14 protein-coding genes are annotated in these 16,546 nt (G+C 71.2%); 4 read left to right on the top strand and 10 right to left on the bottom strand.

Annotation, left to right across the window (positions count from 1 at the left end; genetic code table 11):
- Positions 1 to 33: 33 nt before the first annotated feature.
- From pheT to CA12_RS21415, 5 genes are all read right to left on the bottom strand, one after another.
- Positions 34 to 2,091: a phenylalanine--tRNA ligase subunit beta gene (gene pheT, locus CA12_RS21395; RefSeq protein WP_145361143.1), complete on the bottom strand. Its 2,058-nt coding sequence runs from the start codon at positions 2,089 to 2,091 to the stop codon at positions 34 to 36.
- Positions 2,092 to 2,167: 76 nt separating this feature from the next.
- A complete protein-coding gene (locus CA12_RS21400) occupies positions 2,168 to 3,550 on the bottom strand; it encodes a hemolysin family protein (protein ID WP_145361144.1) in 1,383 nt (460 codons plus the stop codon).
- Between the two features lie 33 nt (positions 3,551 to 3,583).
- Positions 3,584 to 4,165 carry an rRNA maturation RNase YbeY gene (gene ybeY, locus CA12_RS21405; protein ID WP_145361145.1) on the bottom strand — a complete coding sequence of 194 codons (582 nt, stop codon included), beginning with the start codon at positions 4,163 to 4,165 and terminating at the stop codon, positions 3,584 to 3,586.
- On the bottom strand, positions 4,165 to 6,414 hold the full coding sequence (locus tag CA12_RS21410) for an HD family phosphohydrolase (RefSeq protein ID WP_145361146.1): 2,250 nt from the start codon (positions 6,412 to 6,414) through the stop codon (positions 4,165 to 4,167). The genes ybeY and CA12_RS21410 overlap by 1 nt, the downstream gene beginning before the upstream one ends.
- Positions 6,415 to 6,890: 476 nt before the next feature.
- Complete coding sequence (locus tag CA12_RS21415; RefSeq protein ID WP_242688074.1) at positions 6,891 to 7,958, bottom strand: PhoH family protein; 1,068 nt, start codon at positions 7,956 to 7,958, stop codon at positions 6,891 to 6,893.
- A 349-nt stretch (positions 7,959 to 8,307) separates the two neighbouring features.
- Between CA12_RS21415 and CA12_RS21420 the strand changes: the two genes are divergently transcribed.
- From CA12_RS21420 to CA12_RS23065, 3 genes are all read left to right on the top strand, one after another.
- Complete coding sequence (locus tag CA12_RS21420) at positions 8,308 to 9,165, top strand: hypothetical protein (protein ID WP_145361147.1); 858 nt, start codon at positions 8,308 to 8,310, stop codon at positions 9,163 to 9,165.
- Positions 9,166 to 9,357: 192 nt separating this feature from the next.
- Entirely contained in the window at positions 9,358 to 11,265 is a 1,908-nt protein-coding gene (gene glgB / locus CA12_RS21425) for a 1,4-alpha-glucan branching protein GlgB (protein ID WP_145361148.1), read from the top strand.
- Positions 11,266 to 11,442: 177 nt separating this feature from the next.
- Entirely contained in the window at positions 11,443 to 11,985 is a 543-nt protein-coding gene (locus tag CA12_RS23065; RefSeq protein ID WP_145361149.1) for a LysM peptidoglycan-binding domain-containing protein, read from the top strand.
- Between the two features lie 32 nt (positions 11,986 to 12,017).
- Here the strand turns inward: CA12_RS23065 and xerC are convergent, their stop codons facing one another.
- From xerC to CA12_RS21450, 4 genes are all read right to left on the bottom strand, one after another.
- Complete coding sequence (gene xerC / locus CA12_RS21435; RefSeq protein ID WP_145361150.1) at positions 12,018 to 12,944, bottom strand: tyrosine recombinase XerC; 927 nt, start codon at positions 12,942 to 12,944, stop codon at positions 12,018 to 12,020.
- A gap of 120 nt (positions 12,945 to 13,064) precedes the next feature.
- Positions 13,065 to 13,298, bottom strand: coding sequence for a hypothetical protein (locus CA12_RS21440; protein WP_145361151.1), 234 nt, complete (start codon positions 13,296 to 13,298; stop codon positions 13,065 to 13,067).
- Between the two features lie 148 nt (positions 13,299 to 13,446).
- Positions 13,447 to 14,220 (bottom strand): hypothetical protein, encoded by a 774-nt coding sequence (locus tag CA12_RS21445; protein ID WP_145361152.1) that lies wholly within the window; start codon positions 14,218 to 14,220, stop codon positions 13,447 to 13,449.
- Between the two features lie 56 nt (positions 14,221 to 14,276).
- Positions 14,277 to 14,552, bottom strand: a complete 276-nt coding sequence (locus tag CA12_RS21450; RefSeq protein ID WP_145361153.1) for a hypothetical protein — start codon at positions 14,550 to 14,552, stop codon at positions 14,277 to 14,279.
- A 247-nt stretch (positions 14,553 to 14,799) separates the two neighbouring features.
- On the opposite strand from CA12_RS21450, the gene fbaA reads away from it, so the two are divergent.
- Positions 14,800 to 15,831, top strand: coding sequence for a class II fructose-bisphosphate aldolase (fbaA, locus tag CA12_RS21455; protein WP_145361154.1), 1,032 nt, complete (start codon positions 14,800 to 14,802; stop codon positions 15,829 to 15,831).
- Between the two features lie 87 nt (positions 15,832 to 15,918).
- On the opposite strand, the gene ruvA is transcribed toward fbaA, so the two are convergent.
- The gene (gene ruvA / locus CA12_RS21460; RefSeq protein WP_145361155.1) at positions 15,919 to 16,542 is read right to left on the bottom strand and encodes a Holliday junction branch migration protein RuvA; all 624 of its coding nucleotides are present in this window, start codon (positions 16,540 to 16,542) and stop codon (positions 15,919 to 15,921) included.
- Positions 16,543 to 16,546: the final 4 nt, after the last annotated feature.

Genomic DNA, 16,546 nt, shown 5'->3' on the forward strand with positions numbered 1-16,546 from the left:
AGCCGGCGCCCTGACGGTCGCGGTTCCAGTAGGCTACTCCCGCAACTCCGCCCCGGCGGCGGCGCTGACGGCGTTCACCACCTGGACGACGGCGGCGTCGACCTCTTCGCCGGTGAGGGTGCGGTCGGATGAGCGGAAGGTCAGGCGGGCGACGAGGCTCTTCTTGCCGGCCGGCAGCTTGTCGCCGCGGTATTGGTCGGCGAAGGCGACGTTCCGCAGCAGCGGACCGCCGGCGTCGCGGGCGGCGGCGGCGAGGGCGGCCCAGGGGGTTGCCTCGTCCAGCACGAAGTTCAGGTCCCGCTCCACCGTCGGGAACTGCGGCGGCGGGCTGACCTGCGGGACGAACTCGCACAGCCCCTCCAGCGGGGCGAGGTCCAGTTCGCACAGCGTCACGCTCCCGCGGAGGTTCCACGGGTTCGCCGACAAAATCTTCTCGTCCCCCTCCCCCAGCCAGCCCCAGCGGGCGCCGTTCAGCTTCAACTCGGCGGCCCGGCCTTTGGCGAAGGGGGCGTGGTCGCAGGGTTCGGCGGTCAGTTCGGCCATCACGCCGAGGCGCGCAAGCAGCGTTTCCAAGACGCCCTTCGCCTGGAAAAAGTCCCAGCCGCAGACGAAGCCGAGGCGGGACGGTTCCGCGGCCGGGTCGCCGGGGTCGGCGGCGAGGTAGGCGCTGGCCAGTTCGAACAGGGCGACGTTCGCGTTGCCCTTCCGTTCGTTCTCCCGCCGGGCCTTCACCAGACCGGGCAGCAGGCTGGGCCGCAGCACGTTCTCCCGCTTGCGGCTGCTGTGCGCGACGGTGAGCAGGGGCCGGCTTTTTGGGGAATCGGCGCCGTCCGGGCGGAACAGGTTCGCTTCCTGCTCCGAGGTGAAAGTGAGGGTGTACGCCTCGAAGGCGCCGTAGGCGACCAGCGTGTCGCGGATCACGTCCGCGACGAGGTCCCGCACCGGCGTGACGGCGACGGCGGTGGGGATGACGGCGTCGTCGGGGACCTGCTCATAGCCGTGGATGCGGGCGATCTCCTCGATCAGGTCCGCCTCGCGGGTCACGTCGCGGCGGCGCCAACCGGGGGGGCGGAAGGCGGCGGAGCCGTCGTTCCGCTCGACTGTCTCGAAGCCGAGGCGGTTGAGGATCGCTTCGCTCTCCTCGGTGCTCACCGCCATGCCCAGCAGGGCCGGGACGCGGTGGAACCGCAGCGGGACCGAGTCCGGCTCGGTCGGCGGCGTGCCGGCGATGGTCACGCCCTCCTCCAGCGTCCCCCCGGCCAGTTCGATGATGAGGGCCGCGCACCGCAGGCTGTGGGCGTTCAGGGCGGAGACGTCGACGCCGCGCTCGAACCGATGGCTGGCGGCGGTGAGCAGGTTCAGCCCCCGGGCGGCGTCCCGCACCATCTTCGGGCTGAAATCGGCGGCTTCGAGCAGCACGTCGGTCGTGCCCGCGCCGATCTCGCTGTCCTCGGAGCCCATCACCCCGGCGACGGCGACGGGATGATCTTCGTCGGCGATCACGCCCGTGCCGGCGGGCAGTTCGTACTTCTTCCCGTCGAGGGCGGTGAACGGTTCGCCCTGCTCCGCCCGCCGGACGACGATGCGGCCGCCCTTCAGCTTCGCCAGGTCGAAGGCGTGGAACGGCTGGCCGGTTTCGAGCATCGCCAGGTTGGTGGCGTCGGCGACGTTGTTGACGCTCCGCTGGCCCAGTGCCGCCAGCCGGTCCTTTACCCACTGGGGGCTCTCGCCGACCTTCACCCCGCGGATCACGCGGGCGGTGTAGATCGGGCAGAGGTCCGGGGCCTGGATCTCGACGGGGATCGAGGCCTGAGAAGAACTCGCGCCGCCTAACGGCGACGGCGAACCTTGGGGGGCGTTGAGTTTTTCGCCGTAGAGGACGGCGATTTCGCGGGCGACGCCGACGTGGCCGAGGCAGTCGCCGCGGTTGCTGGTCACCTCCAGGTCGATCACCACGTCGTCGCCGGTCTCGCCGGCGAAGGGCTCCACGCCCTCCAGGTTCAACCCGGACATCGTGAGCCGGTCCGTCAGCTCGTCCAGATCGGACGGCAACGCGACGAGTTCGGAGAGCCAGTTGCGGCTGACGAGCATGGAGAACCGAGCGGGCGAGCGTGGGGCGTTAGCCCCATGAGGGCCAAACGGGGAGGGCGGACGCGGGCGGCGAAGACTACGACTCCGGCGGGGCGTCCTCCACCCGCACCAGGTCCACCTTGCGGTTGTCGGCCTCCAGCACGGTCACGCGGACGCCCTTCCAGTCGAAGGTTTCGCCGGCGTTGGGGACGCGGGTCAGCTCGCTGAGGACGAACCCGCCGAGGGTGTCGAAGTCGCCGTCTTCCGGCAGGGAGAAGCCGGCCGTCTCGTTGAAGTCGTCGGTGCGGACCCAGCCCTCGACCTCGAAGGAGCGGGGCAGCGGCGTGCCGTTGACCTTCGCCGCCCGCAGACGGCTGCGGCGGTCGCGGGGATCGCCGTCCCCTTCCGGCAACGGGGCGGAGAGGCGGCGGATGCCGGTCTCGGCCTCGGTGATCGGGTCGTGTTCGTCGACGATCTCGCCGACGATCTCCTCCAGCAGGTCTTCCATCGTGACGAGCCCCGCGACCCCGCCGTATTCGTCGACGACCAACGCGAGGTGCGTCTGCTCCGTCTTCATCCGGCTCAGCAGGGTGTCGAGCTTGGTGGCGTCGGGGACGAACAGCGGCTCCCGGGCCAGTTCCGCCACGCTGGGGACCGGGCCGTCCCCGGCCCGCGAGGCGCCCAGCGAGGCGAGCAGGTCCTTGGCGTAGAGCACGCCGCGGATGTCGTCCAAACTCTCCCCGTGGACCGGCAGGCGGCTGTGACCGCGGGCCATGAAGAGTTCGCGGGCCTCCTCCAGCGTGGCGGTCGCCGGGACGGTGTCCATCGCGGTGCGGGGGGTCATCACCGCGGCGACGTCCTCGTCGTGCAGTTCGATCACCTGACGGATCATGCGGCCGGCGTCGATCTCCAGCAGGCCCTCGCGCTCGCCCTCGTCCACAACGCTCTTGAGTTCGTCGTTCAGCACGCTGGCGTCGTCGCGGTCCGGGTCGGCCCGGCCGGCGAGCCGGTGCATGGTGCGGTCCAGGTAGTTGGAGAGCGCCACGAAGGGGGCGAAGGGCTTCGCCAGCACGCTGGCCAGCGGCCAGGCGCGAGCCAGTAGGGCCTCGGAGGTGACCCGGGCCACGGTCCAGGGCAGCACGCTGAGCAGCAGCACGGCGATCGCGGTGAACGCGGCCCACTCCGCCCAGGTCTCCCACCGGCGCCAGACGGCTTCGTCGGCGTGCCCCGGCAGCGGCAGGCCCAGCCCGCCGGCCGCCAGCAACAGGCAGGCGGCGTTCAGCACGAACGTCGCGGCCCGGGTGACGACCAGCACGGATTCGCGGTTCTTCAGCACCTCCCCGAAACGATCGTCGAGGCCGCGTGCGGTGCAGAGGTCGTGGAGTTTGCCGCGCGAAAACTCCCGCAGACTTTGCGTGAAGACGCCGCAGACAAACGCCGCCGCCCCGGTCAGGGCGGCGTACAGCAACGGGGGTTCCATGGACCTCTGTGGAGGAAAGATTGGGCCGGCAGTCTAGCCGGAGCGTTGCCCCTCGGATACGCCCGAACCCCCATCGCCGCCGGGAGAACCGTGACCGGGAGGGACGGCGACGTCGCAGGCGGCCAGCGCGGCAGCCTCGGCGGCGCGCATTTCGGAGAGCTGCGCGTCGGTCTGATCGTCGAACCCGCAGACGTGCAGCGTGCCGTGGGCCACGTACAACATCAGCTCTCGCAGGTCCGCGGACAATTCATGCGGCGGCCAGGCGTGTCCGGCGGCCTCCCGAAAGGCGTAGTCCGGATTGACGATCACCTGCCCCGACAGCGGATCGCCCGGCGTGCCCGCCCCGCCGAGGGGGAAGCTCAGCACATCGGTCGTGTAATCGTGCTTCAGCCAGCGGACGTTGAGCGCGTGCATCTCCGCGTCGTGCACCACGGCCAGTTCCAGCTGGGCCGCGACCGCCCCCCCGACCTTCAGCGCCGCGACCGCCGCGGCGGCGAGGCGGTCGGCGTGCGGGACGGTCTCGTCCACCTCCACCGCCAACAGCGTCTCCCCGGCCAGTTCGTCCCCGTCGCCGAGCGCCGGGCCGTGACCGGCGTCATCTCCCGGGCCGCCCATCAGTCCTTCTGGTCCGGGTATTTGATGCGGCCGTGGTGCATGCCGATCAGGCTTTTCACCAGCGAGTCCTCAACGATGCGGATTTCCCGCAGCGTGAGAGAACTCTCGTCGAACTGCCCGTCCAGCAGGCGGTCCAGGGTGATGGACTTCACCAGGTTCTCGATGCGGCCGGGGGTCGGTTCGGAGAGACTGCGGGTGGCGCTCTCGACGGCGTCGGCCAGCATCATCACGCCGGCCTCGCGGGTCTGCGGCTTGGGGCCGGGGTAGCGGAAGGCGCTTTCCTCGGCGTCGCCCTCGTGGCCCGGTTCGGCTTCGGCCCGCTTGCCGGCCTCGTGATAGAAGTACTTGACCAGCGTCGTGCCGTGGTGCTGTTCGATGAAGTCCACGATCCGCTGCGGCAGGCCGTGTTGCCGGGCGAGGTCCACGCCGTCCCGGACGTGACCGATGATGATCAGGGTGCTCATCGCCGGGGCGAGTTCGTCGTGCCGGCCGCGGTCCTCGGCGGTCTGGTTCTCGATGAAGTAGTGCGGTTTGAGCATCTTGCCCACGTCGTGGTAGTAGGCCGCGACGCGGAGCAGCAGGCCGTTGGCGCCGATGGCGTCGGCGGCGGTCTCGCCGATCGTGGCCATGGCGATGCTGTGGTTGTAGGTGCCCGGCGCCCGCCGCACGAGGTCCTGCAACAGCGGGTGGGAGACGTCGCTCATCTCCAGCAGGGAAATGTCCGTGACCACCCCAAAGCTGCGTTCGATGAACGGCAGCGAGCCGGCGACGAAGTACCCGGCCAGCAGGCACCAGCCGGCCCCGCGGAGGCCGTTCATCAGCACGGGCTGGGTGACTTCCCAGGCGCCCGGCAGGCCCGCGATGAGCGGCTGCCGCTCGATCAGGCCGACGCACAGGCTGACCGTGAGGTAGACGGCCGCGGCGAAGAAGCCCACGCCGATCACCGTGGAGCGGCTGGGCACGCGGGAAAGCGGCAGCACCGCCGCCGCCGCCGCGCTGCCCAGCACCAACAGATGTCCGAGGTTCGCCGTCGTGCTGAACACGACGATCGCGCTGACGGCCAGTCCCGTCAGCCCGGCGAGCCACTGGTTGTAGGCGACCGCGAAGGTCATCGCGCAGGCCAGCACGGGCACCGCCTCCGCCCGCCACGGATCGAAGGACAGCCAGCGGCCCAGGGCCACCGCGACGACGATCAGCGTGAGGTACGACGCCAGCCGGCCCGGATCGGCGATCAATCGCGGCTCGTTCCGTTTGATGAACGCGCCGATCAGCCCCGCGATCACCGCCAGCACGCCGGCGACGACCGCCGCCCGGGCCAGCTGGGCGTCCGGACCGCCCAGCGCCACCAGGGCGTCGTGCTCCTCGGCCAGCAGATTGGCCGCGTCGCCGTCGATCACCTCGCCGGGGCCCACCAGAATGTGGCCCCGCACAAACGTCGTGACGGCCGGTCGCACGTTTTGCTCCGCGGCGAGCTTCGCCTGCTCCGTCGCCGCGGCGTCCGCCGACAGCGAGGCAGGCACCGAGCGGATCAGCCACCGCTCCACCGGCGCCCGCAGCGCGGAGAGCCCCGGGGCGGCGTTCCAGGCGACGTCCAAGCTTTCCGATTTCGTCAGCAGCCAGTCGATCGTGTGCGTTTCCGCGGTGACCGCCGCCTCCGCGAGCGTCTCCGGCGGGGGCGTCGGCTCCTCGGGATCCAATGCGAGGATGTAGGAATCGTCCGTGAGGTCGTTCGTCCGCAGGGCCTCGTCATTCAGGGTGCCGATCTGCCCCAGCGCCTCCAGCAGGGGGCGGAGTTCCTGGGTGAGGGCCTCGATCCGCTCCGGGGCCGCGGCCCGATCGTCGCCGCCCTCGGCGGCCCGCCCCAGCAGCACGCTGCGGAAGGTCTGGAACTGGTTGCGGGCGGCGGTCTCGGCGGCCTCGCGGCCGGCGCCGGTTTCCGCCACCGCCAGGCCGAACGCGGCCCGGGCCGGCGCCGGGACCTGCTCCCAGCTTTCCGAGGAGGCCAGCGTCTTGAGCTGCCGGCCGAACAGCGCGTCCAGGCCCGCCAGCTTCGCGGGATCATTGCGGAAGATCGGCGGGACCGCGGCCCGGGCGGTCTGCCGGAGGCTGTCCGTCTGGATGATGTCCTCCACGCTGAACGGCACCCGAGCGGCGATGCCGTCGCCGGCGAAGTCGCCCAGCCGGGTCTGCTGCGTGGGCTCCCAGCCCTGCACCGCGACGACGACCGCGACGCAGGCCGTCGCCGCCATCGCCAATCGGGCAGCCGCTCCGCGGCGGGTCAGCAGCGTGTCCCGCCAGGTGTCCCCCGGGGCGCTCTTCCCGGACCCGCCCCGTCCGCTCCGCCCTTTGGACGACGAGGAGCGGGACCGTCCCGACGACTTTCCCCCGCTCGACCCGCTCCCGCTGCGGGAGCCGGGACGGGACGACGGCGCCTTGGACGTCAGCAGACGGCCGGCGGGCGCCCCGCCCCGGGACGGCTTGCTGCGAGTGAGAAACGGGACGTTCACGCCGGGGGCGGGCGCCGGTGGGGGTGGGGGCCTCGGGCAATGCTACTCCCGAGGCGGTCGCCGGGGCGAACCCGACCCGGTCCGGACAGCGAACCCGACGCACCCGGGGCGGCATACGCGCCCCGTTCGGAACGACGAACCGCCCCCGCCGTCGCCGACGGGCGGCCTCGTCGGGAGGCGACCGGGGGGACCCAACGCGGGGACCCGCGGCGGGGGCGTCAGTCCTTCCGTTCCTCGTCGTAGGCCTGCACGATGTCGCGGACGAGCCTGTGCCGCACGATGTCCGCCCGGCCGAGGTTCGCCACGCCCACGCCCTCGACGTGGGACAGGCGGCCGACGGCGTCCTTCAGGCCGCTGGGCACGTCGTCCGGCAGGTCGAGCTGCGTCACGTCGCCGGTCACGACGATCTTTGACTCCTCGCCCATGCGGGTGAGGAACATCTTCATCTGAGTCACGGTCGTGTTCTGGGCTTCGTCCAGAATCATGAACGTGCTGTTCAGCGTCCGCCCCCGCATGAAGGCCAGCGGGACGACCTCGATCATGTCCTTCGCCATGTACCGGCGGACCTGCTCGTAATCGAGCATGTCGTTGAGGGCGTCCAGCAGCGGTCGGAGATACGGGTTCACCTTGGCGAGCATGTCCCCGGGCAGGAAGCCGAGCTTCTCGCCGGCCTCCACCGCGGGGCGGGCGAGCACGATCTTGCGAACGCGGTCGGTCCGCAGGGCGTGGATCGCCATCGCCACGGCGAGGTAGGTCTTCCCGCAGCCGGCCGGGCCGGTGCAGAACACGAGGTCCTTCTCGCGGATCGCCTCGATGTAGGTCGCCTGCCCCGGGCTGCGGGGTTTGACCTCCCGGCTCTTTTCGTACAGGGAGACGCCGTTGACCCCCACCGCTTCGCCGTCGCCGTTGGGCGGCGCGCTCGCTGCGGGGGACGCGCCGCCCAAGGGCGACGGCCGGCTTTCCCCGAGGGAGGGGGAGATTGAACTGAACTCGCGGTTCGGGCCGTCCTCCACCGGGTCGAAGGGGCGGGAGAACTCACCGGCGAGGGCGCGGGAGACGTCGGCGGTCTCCACGCGGCCGCCGCGGCGGGCCAGCCGGGCCAGTTCCTCGAACACCGCTTTGCCGTGGCGGACCTGTTCCCGGTCGCCGCGCAACCGCAGTTCTTCGCCGCGCAAGACCGCGGAGAGACCGAGTTCGTCGCGCACCTTGCGCAGGTGACGGTCGCGGTGGCCGAACACCACGCGAACCTGATCCGGGTCGGGGAACCGCAGGACGGCTTCGGACACGATGCGTTGCGGCCGACGGGTCGTCGGCGGGCCTGACGGGAGGAAGGGGTGGGAAGGACGCGGCGGGGGCGAGACAGGTTCGCCCGCCCTCCCCGTTCGCCGGCGGAGGCGGCCCCGGGCGGCGCCGCGGGGGATGCGGCGCCGAGCGGACGACCAGCTACGTCGGTGAACGGGGACGCGGCGCCTGATCGTAGGCCGCCCGGCCGTGGGGAAAAGCGGGGTCGGCCCGCGGGAGGGTCAGGGTCGCGCTCAAGGCGCCGGTCCGAACGGACGATGGGAACAGGGAGGTCGGCTGCTAAGATGGGCCGGCTCCCCGTCCGTCCGCGCCCCCTCCTTTCGCCCGTTCGATATGGCCGCGGCCCGCCCCCCGCAGCAGTCCCGCGACGACGGGCCCTCGCAGGCCGACCGGGGCGAGCATGACGAGGGCGAAATGGCGTCCTACGAAGTCGGCGCCGGTGTGCCGTCGGCGGACGACGCCGCCCGGCGCCCGTTCCTGCGGGCGGTGCTGTCCGACGGCACCCGTACGCTGCTGGACGAGGAAGGCGATCGGGAGGTCGTGGTACACGACCGTTTCGCCCGCCTGGACGCCGGCCTACCGCCGCTGCCGGCCCCGAACGACGACGCGGACGCGGAAAATCTCTCGCCGGCGCCGTTCGTCCATCGCCCGAGCGCCCCCCCCGCCCGGCCGGCGGCCGCGGAACGGGCGGCGGGCGAGTCGTCCCCCGCCGAACGCCCTGAGGGCGAGCCGTCCTTCGCCGAGCGGTCCGGGGATCAGGCGGGCCGCAGTTCCTGGCAGCACCTCGCCCCCCCGCCGCCCCGCCCGGTCGTCCTGTCCCGGCCGACGCCGGCCGAGGAACCGGCGACCCCCGCCGAACCGGCCCCGCCGGCCGTCGCCGCGACCCGGATCGTCCCCGACCCGGAGCCCCCCCCCCGCGACCGGGAGCCGCGGAGCGTGGTGTCGTTCTTCGCCGAGGACGACGAGGACGACGAACCCCGTTCGGTCGACTTCGAGTCCGCCGCGGACCAACTGACGGAGCCGGTCACCGACCGTTACGCCCCCTCCAATGCGGAGGACGAGGACGACGAGCCCCAGCCGACCGCCACGCGGTTCGACGCCACGGCGTCCGACGACGAAGACGACGACGCCCCGCCCCCGAAGCCGAACCCGCCCTGGCGGCGGAGCATCTTTCGGGCGTTCTCCGGCTGAAACTCGGCGCCGCGACCGTCCCGTCCGACTGGCGAACCCGGCGGCCGGCGGTGTGAAACCGGGCTGGCGGTCGGCGCTGGCCACGCATTTCGGGACGGCCTCACCGGGGTTCGGCGGTTGCGGGGGTGAAGCGACGGGCGGTACGGTCCGCGACCCGCCCCGCCTCCCCCCGAATCCCCCGGCCGCCTCCGCATGGCCCTGTACGATCACCTCGGCGCCCACCCCGAGGACCGCGACGGGGTCGCCGGTACGCGCTTCGCCGTCTGGGCGCCGAACGCGGATTCCGTCAGCGTGATCTGCGACGGCAACGGCTGGACCCCGGACTCCGACGAACTGTGGGGCAGTTCCAGCGGCGTGTGGGAAGGCTTCATCCCGGGCTTCGGCCGCGGGGACCGCTACAAGTTCGCCATTCGCACGCGCACGGGCGAACTGCTGGAGAAAAGCGACCCGTTCGCCTTCCACGCCGAGCACCCCCCGGCGACGGCGAGCGTCTGCTGGGACCTCTCCCGCCACCGCTGGGAAGACGCCGCCTGGATCGACCACCGCCGCGACACCGACTGGCTCAAGGCGCCGGTCAGCGTCTACGAGGTGCATCTGGGCAGCTGGCGGCGGCCGTCCGACGGGCGGCGGTATTTCAGCTATCACGAACTCGCCGAGGCCCTCTGCAATCACGCGGAGCAGTACGGGTTCACCCACCTGGAGCTGATGCCGATCACGGAGTTCCCGTTCGACGGCTCCTGGGGCTATCAGGCGACCGGCTACTTCGCCCCGACGAGCCGCTTCGGCACGCCGGACGACTTCATGCACTTCGTGGACGTATGCCACGGCCGCGGGATCGGGGTGATCGTGGACTGGGTGCCGGCCCACTTCCCGACCGACTCCCACAGCCTCGCCCGGTTCGACGGCACCTGCCTGTACGAGCACGCCGACCCCCGTCAGGGCTATCACCCGGACTGGAACACGCTGATCTTCAATTACGGCCGGGACGAGGTGCGGCGGTTCCTCACCGCCAGCGCCCGGTTCTGGATCGAGAAGTACCACGTCGACGGCCTGCGGGTCGACGCGGTCGCCTCCATGCTGTACCTCGATTACAGCCGCAAAGCCGGCGAGTGGGTGCCGAATAAATACGGCGGCCGCGAGAATCTGGAAGCGATCGACTTCCTCAAGGAATTGAACGTCGAACTGCACCGCGACTTCCCCGGCGTGATGACGATCGCCGAGGAGAGCACCAGCTGGGGCGGCGTGAGCCATCCGACCTACAACGGCGGGCTCGGGTTCAGCTTCAAATGGGATATGGGGTGGATGAACGACACCCTCCGCTACTTCGAGCGGGAACCGCTGTATCGCAGCTATCATCAGGGCGAGCTGACGTTCCGCAGCGTCTATCAATTCAGCGAGAACTACATGCTCCCGCTGTCGCACGACGAGGTCGTGCACGGCAAGGGCTCCCTGCTGGAGAAGATGCCTGGGGACGTCTGGCAGAAGTTCGCCAACCTGCGGTTGCTCTACGCCCACCAGTGGCTCAACCCCGGCAAGAAGCTGATCTTCATGGGCTGCGAGCTGGCCCAGTGGACCGAGTGGAACCACGACGCCCAACTCGACTGGGCGCTGGAGGGCCAGCCCTATCACGACGGCGTGCGGCGGTTCCTCGGCGACCTGAACCGCCTCTATCGCACCCGCCCCGCCCTGCACGCTACGGACTGCGATCAACGCGGCTACCAGTGGGTCAGCGGGGACGACGCCGCCCGCAGCGTGGTGGCGTTCCTCCGCAAGACCGCGGACGGCTCCGCCCAACTGCTCTGCGCGTTTAACTTCACCCCGGTCCCCCGCCCCGACTACCGCCTCGGCGTGCCCGTCGCGGGGTACTACAAGGAGGTGTTGAACAGCGACGCCGGCATCTACGAGGGCGGCAACGTCGGCAACCAGGGGGGCGTCTACAGCGAGGAAATCCCCTCCCACGGCTTCAAGCACAGCGTGCAGATCAGTCTGCCGCCGCTGGGGGCGGTCGTATTCGACGCCCTCACCGGGCAGGCCGTGCCGCCGCGGCCCAAGACGATCGACGCCAAGGCGTCGATCACCAACGAGACGAAGCGGCGCTGATCCGCCGCACGACGGGCCGCACGACCGCCAGAACCGGGCCAGTCGGACCGCACGCGAACCATTCGCGCCGCGCGCGGACGATCGGGTGACGGGGGACCGGCGGGGGCGTCGATGTCGGAGGCGAACCGTTCGGGCGCCAGGGAAGGCGTTCTCCGCCTCCCCTTCCCTCGCAACGCCGTGAATCGGGACCTCCGCATCGGGCTGTCGCTCTCCCTGCTGGCGCTGGGCGTCGCGGGGGCGTTTTGCTTCCGGGCGGACCCGGCCGCCGTCGACCCGGCCGTCGCCGGACTTGAGTCAGACCCGGACGAGACGAACGCCCTGCCTCTCGCCCCGCCGCCGCCGCCCGTGCGGCTGGGCCCCCCGCCCGCTCCGCCGACGGTCGCGGCGAGGCCTGTCGGTCCGCCGCCGCTGCCGGTGCCCGCCGTCGGCCCTCCGCCGGCCGTCGTGACGCCGCGTGCGGAGCCCGTCCTGCAGGCCTTCGCGGACCCGCTCCCCCCGTTCCCGGAGCCCTTCGATGATCCTCCCGAGGAGCCGGCGCCCGCCGCCCCGCAGACCTACACCGTGGCCCCCGGCGACACCCTCACCGACATCGCCGAGCGAACGCTCGGCAGCCACCGCAAGTACCACACGCTCTACGAGGCGAACCGCGACGTGCTGGAGCACCCGGACGCGCTGCGCGTCGGCATGACGCTACGGATCCCCGACGGGAAGACGCTCTGACCGTTTCCCTAAGCCGGACGCATGCGTCCGGCTTAGGCGCCGCGTGGTGAAGCGTGCGGGTGGGCGGCGTCGTAGGTCTCCTTGAGGCGGGTCGTGGAGACGTGCGTGTAGATCTGCGTGGTGGTCAGGTTGGCGTGGCCGAGTAGTTCCTGAACGCTCCGCAGGTCCGCCCCGCCGTCGAGCAGGTGCGTGGCGAAGCTGTGCCGCAACGTGTGCGGGCTGGTTTTGCCGTCCAAGCCGGCGGTCAGGATGTGTTTGTCGAGCATCCGGGCGACGCTGCGGGTCGTCAGACGGTTGCCGAAGCGGTTGAGGAACATCGCGGCCCGGTCCTCCGCCGTCGCCTTCTCCGCCGGTCTGCGGACGGCCAGCCACGCCTCCAGGGCCCGGCTGGCGTGGGCGCCGATCGGGCTGACCCGCTCCTTCTTGCCCTTCCCTCGGACCCGCAGCACGTCGGCGTCGCGGTCCCAGTCGTCGACGTTCAACCCGGCCAGTTCCGCCACACGCAGGCCGGCGGAGTACAACGTTTCCAGCATCGCCCGATCCCGCTTGCCGTCTTTCGTGTCTGGGTCCGGCGTTTCCAGCAGGATCGCGGCCTGCTCGACCGAGAGGAAGTGCGGCAGCTTGCGGCCGGTCCGGGGGGTGCGGAGGACCTTCGCCGGGTTGCTCGCCACCTCCCCGCGACGCTGGAGGAACCGGAAATAGCTCCGCAGGCAGGCCAGCCGGCGGGCGACGGTGGTTTTCGCGTAGCCGCAGGCGTGCAGGTAGGCGAGGTACTCCCGCAGCACGGCGACCGTCAGGTCCCGCGGGTGAGCCGCCGAGCGGGCCGGCAGCGTGGTGCAGGCGTCCTCGAGGAACTCCAGCAGGCTGTCGAAGTCCTCGCTGTACCCCTTCACCGTGTGCTCGGAGCTTTGCTTTTCGACCCGCAGGTGCCGGAGGAACAGGTCGATCGACTCGTGCATGGTCTTCCTGTGAGCCCGAAGCGCAAGCGAGGGGGGTGGCGTGGCGGAGGGATCGGCCGTCGAATCGCCGGCGAGAGTCGCGCCCCGCGCTGGCGCTTCGGGCTCAGGGGGCGCTGCCGCTCACCCTTCGCGGATGCGCTCGGCCAGCAGCGCCGCGTCGGCGGCCGTGAGGGAGAGCGACGGGTCGGCCGCGTGCACGGCGAGGCGGGCGAGGCAGTCCGCGACGCGGTCGGCCCGGAACAGATAGACGAAGCGTTCCTCCCCCCGCGTCAGCGCCACGACCCGCACGCCGCTCGGCGGAGCGGCGCCCGGTGCCGGGGCGGCGGGCAACGGCTGGGGGCGGCGAGTCAGCATCCGCGTTCCTCCGCATCCCGGTCCGAGGGCGATCCGCACTGGGCATCGGCCGCGGCGCTCCCCCCGGCGGAGCCGAATGCCCTGGCGTCGGGTTGGGGGGGCGAGGCGTGCTCCGCTCAACCCGGGGCAGCGAGCGCGACGGCGGGCCTCAGGGGATCTCGGGGCAGCGGACGGTGTATTCCCGCTCCGCGAGGCCGCCGTGGAGTTCGAGCATCTCGCGGATGCTCCGCCGACAACAGAAGCGGATGAAGTCCTCGCTGCGGTTGAGCTGGGCCTCCCAGCCGCCGCTGCGCAGGTCGCCGGAGACGGCCCGCCGATCGCGGAGGGCGGCGGCGACGTCCTCGTCCGCCCCGTCGTACAGCCGCACGTAGCTCATATAGGGCAGCGGCTCCGGCAGGTCGGACGGCACTCCGGCCGCGGTTCCGGCACTCGCGGGGCCAGCGTCGAATCGCCCCGGGCTTTGCGCGCGGAACAGGTCGGCGGTCCCGCGGACGGCCCGACGCCAGGTCGGCGTTTCGCACTCGGCCGCCTCCCCGAGCGCCCGGCGGGCGGCGGGGTCGGTCGTGGCGCCGGGCAGGAAGATCGCCGGATCGCGGGCGTACCAGGCCGTCTTCAGCCCCACCCGCGGCGGGTAGTACGGGGAGTAGTCGGTCACGGCCCCCAGCACGATGGAATCCGCCCCCACCAGCTTGGCCAGGGCGATTGCCTCCGTGGGGTTCGACGGATCGAGCCCGCTGGTCGTCATCGCGACCTCGACCACGCCGACGGGGATCACCTCGAAGCCCGGCACCTGCTGGAGTTCGGTGGCGTAGGCCAGGGCGAACCGGCGGCCGTCCGTCGAGGGCTCCGCCGACAGGTTCAGGAACGGGGCGACCGCGACCACCGGCAGGTTCGGGGCCGGATTGACGACCGCGGTCTGCACGATCAGGCAGCCCGGCAGCGCCAGGGCGGCGGCGAACAGCGTCGCGGCGACGACGCTCAGGCGGCCCGCCGCCCCGCGTCGGGTCGGGGACCGGCGGGTCCGGCCGAGGGGCCGCGGCGCTCCGCGTCCATTGACCGGGCGATGTGCAGCAAATCGGCGAGGTCTGGCGAGACGAGCACCGTTTCGTCCGCAAAGTCGCTCAACCACAGCGGTCCTCCGTCGGTTTCCTCCGTGGACACGCCGCAGGCGCCCAGCAAGTCGCCCAACGACACCGTCACCGAGGGCGTCGGAGCGTCCGGCGGACCGGCGAACAGGCGGAGGGTGGGCGGCATTCAACGTCATCGCGATACGGACGGCGGGCCGGACTCCGGGCGGGCCGGGGGCGGACGCTCCCGGGGGCCGCACGGGCGGTTCGTTCGTCATCGGCCCCGCGACCGACAGAACTGCACCCTCCCGCCGAGACCGCCCCCCGGGGGGCGCGAAGGTTCGCGGCCGTGGACCGCCGACGCCCCGGCCGCTAGGCTTCCGGCGCGCCGAACGGCCGTTTCCACGTCGATTCCTACCGAAGCTCCTTTCCCGATGCCCGTCGCCACGCCCGCCCAGTACGCCCAGATGCTCGACGCCGCCCAGGCGGGCGACTACGCGTACCCGGCGGTCAACATCACCAGCCTCGTTACGCTCAACGCCGCCCTCAAGGGCTTCGCCGACGCCAAGAGCGACGGCATCATCCAGGTCTCCACGGGCGGCGGGAAGTTCGCCAGCGGCATCAACGTCGGCGACAACGTCCTCGGTGCCATCGTCCTGGCCGAGGCCTGCCACCGACTGGCGGAGCGGTACGACATCTTCGTCGCCCTGCACACCGACCACTGCCCGCCGGACGCCGTCGACAGCTTCCTCAAGCCGCTGATCCAGGCCACCGCCGATCGCCGGGCCGAGGGCAAAGGCAACCTGTTCCAGAGCCACATGCTCGACGCCAGCAACCTGCCGCTGGAGGAGAACATGGCCCTCTCCAAGGAACTGATGAAGCTCTGTGCGGAGCAGGAGATCATCCTGGAAGTCGAAGCCGGCGTCGTCGGCGGCGAGGAGGACGGGGCCAGCGGCTCCCACGACACCCCCGCCGACAAGCTCTATACCACCCCCGAGGACATGCTGGCCGTCTACGAAGCCCTCGACGGGCTGGGCCGCTACATGTTCGCCGCGACCTTCGGCAACGTGCACGGCCACTACAAGCCGGGCAGCGTGAAGCTGAAGCCGGAGATCCTCAAGGAGGGTCAGGCCGCCGTCATCAAGAAGTTCGGCGAGAAGGCCGAGTTCGACCTCGTCTTCCACGGCGGCAGCGGCACGGCCAAGGAAGAGCTGGAAGAAACCCTGGCCTACGGGGTGGTGAAGATGAACATCGACACCGACACCCAGTACGCCTTCACCCGCCCGATCGTCGGGCACATGTTCGAGAACTACGAGGGCGTCCTGAAGGTGGACGGCGAGGTCGGCAACAAGAAGGTCTACGACCCCCGCAGCTACCTCAAGAAGGCCGAAACCGGCGTCGCCGCCCGCCTCACCGAGGCCTGCGAGCACCTGCACAGCACCGGCAAGACGATCTTCAAGAAGTAGTTCCGGCCGTCTGACAATCAGGGATCGCCAGCGTCCCGGACCCTCCGAGGGTCCGGGACGCTTCGCTGCGCCCTCTGCCGATCGTTCTCAGGTGCGTCCCAGCCGATAAATCTCCGTCAGCAACGTCTCGACGGTCTTGCCCTTCGCCCCGGCGTCGCGGGCGGCCTCGACCTTTTTGCGGGCCTCGACCTGCGAGTGGCCGAGGGCGACGAGGGCTTCGACGGTCTCCCGTTCCACGTCCGTCTTGGGCGATTCGCCGTCCGGCAGGTCGCGTTCGGGCATCAGGGCGAAGCGGGTCATTTTGCGGCGGAGCTTCGCCACAATCCGTTCCGCCATCGCGGCGCCGATGCCGGGGAGCGTGGTGATCTCCTGGACGTCCGATTCCTCGATCGCCGCGGCGACGTCCCGCACCGGGCGGACCATCGCCCGCAGGGCCTTCTTCACGCCGACGCCGTCGACGCTGCAGACCAGTTCGAAGAACTCCCGCTCCACCGGCGTGAGGAACCCGATCAGCCGCGGCGTCAGCCGGCCCTTCTGCGGGTTGCCCTCAATGAACTCGATCGTCCGCAGCGTGACCTCTTCACCCCGCTTCGGGCCGAGTTGCCGGCGGACGAAGTCCGGCACGAACACCTCGTGTTCGACGTAGCCGCACTGGAGGTACGCCGCCGTCTCGGAGAGTTCCGTCAGGCGGCCGGTGATCTTGGTAATCATGCAG

Origin of the sequence: Alienimonas californiensis (assembly GCF_007743815.1) — a bacterium.
Taxonomy (GTDB): domain Bacteria; phylum Planctomycetota; class Planctomycetia; order Planctomycetales; family Planctomycetaceae; genus Alienimonas; species Alienimonas californiensis.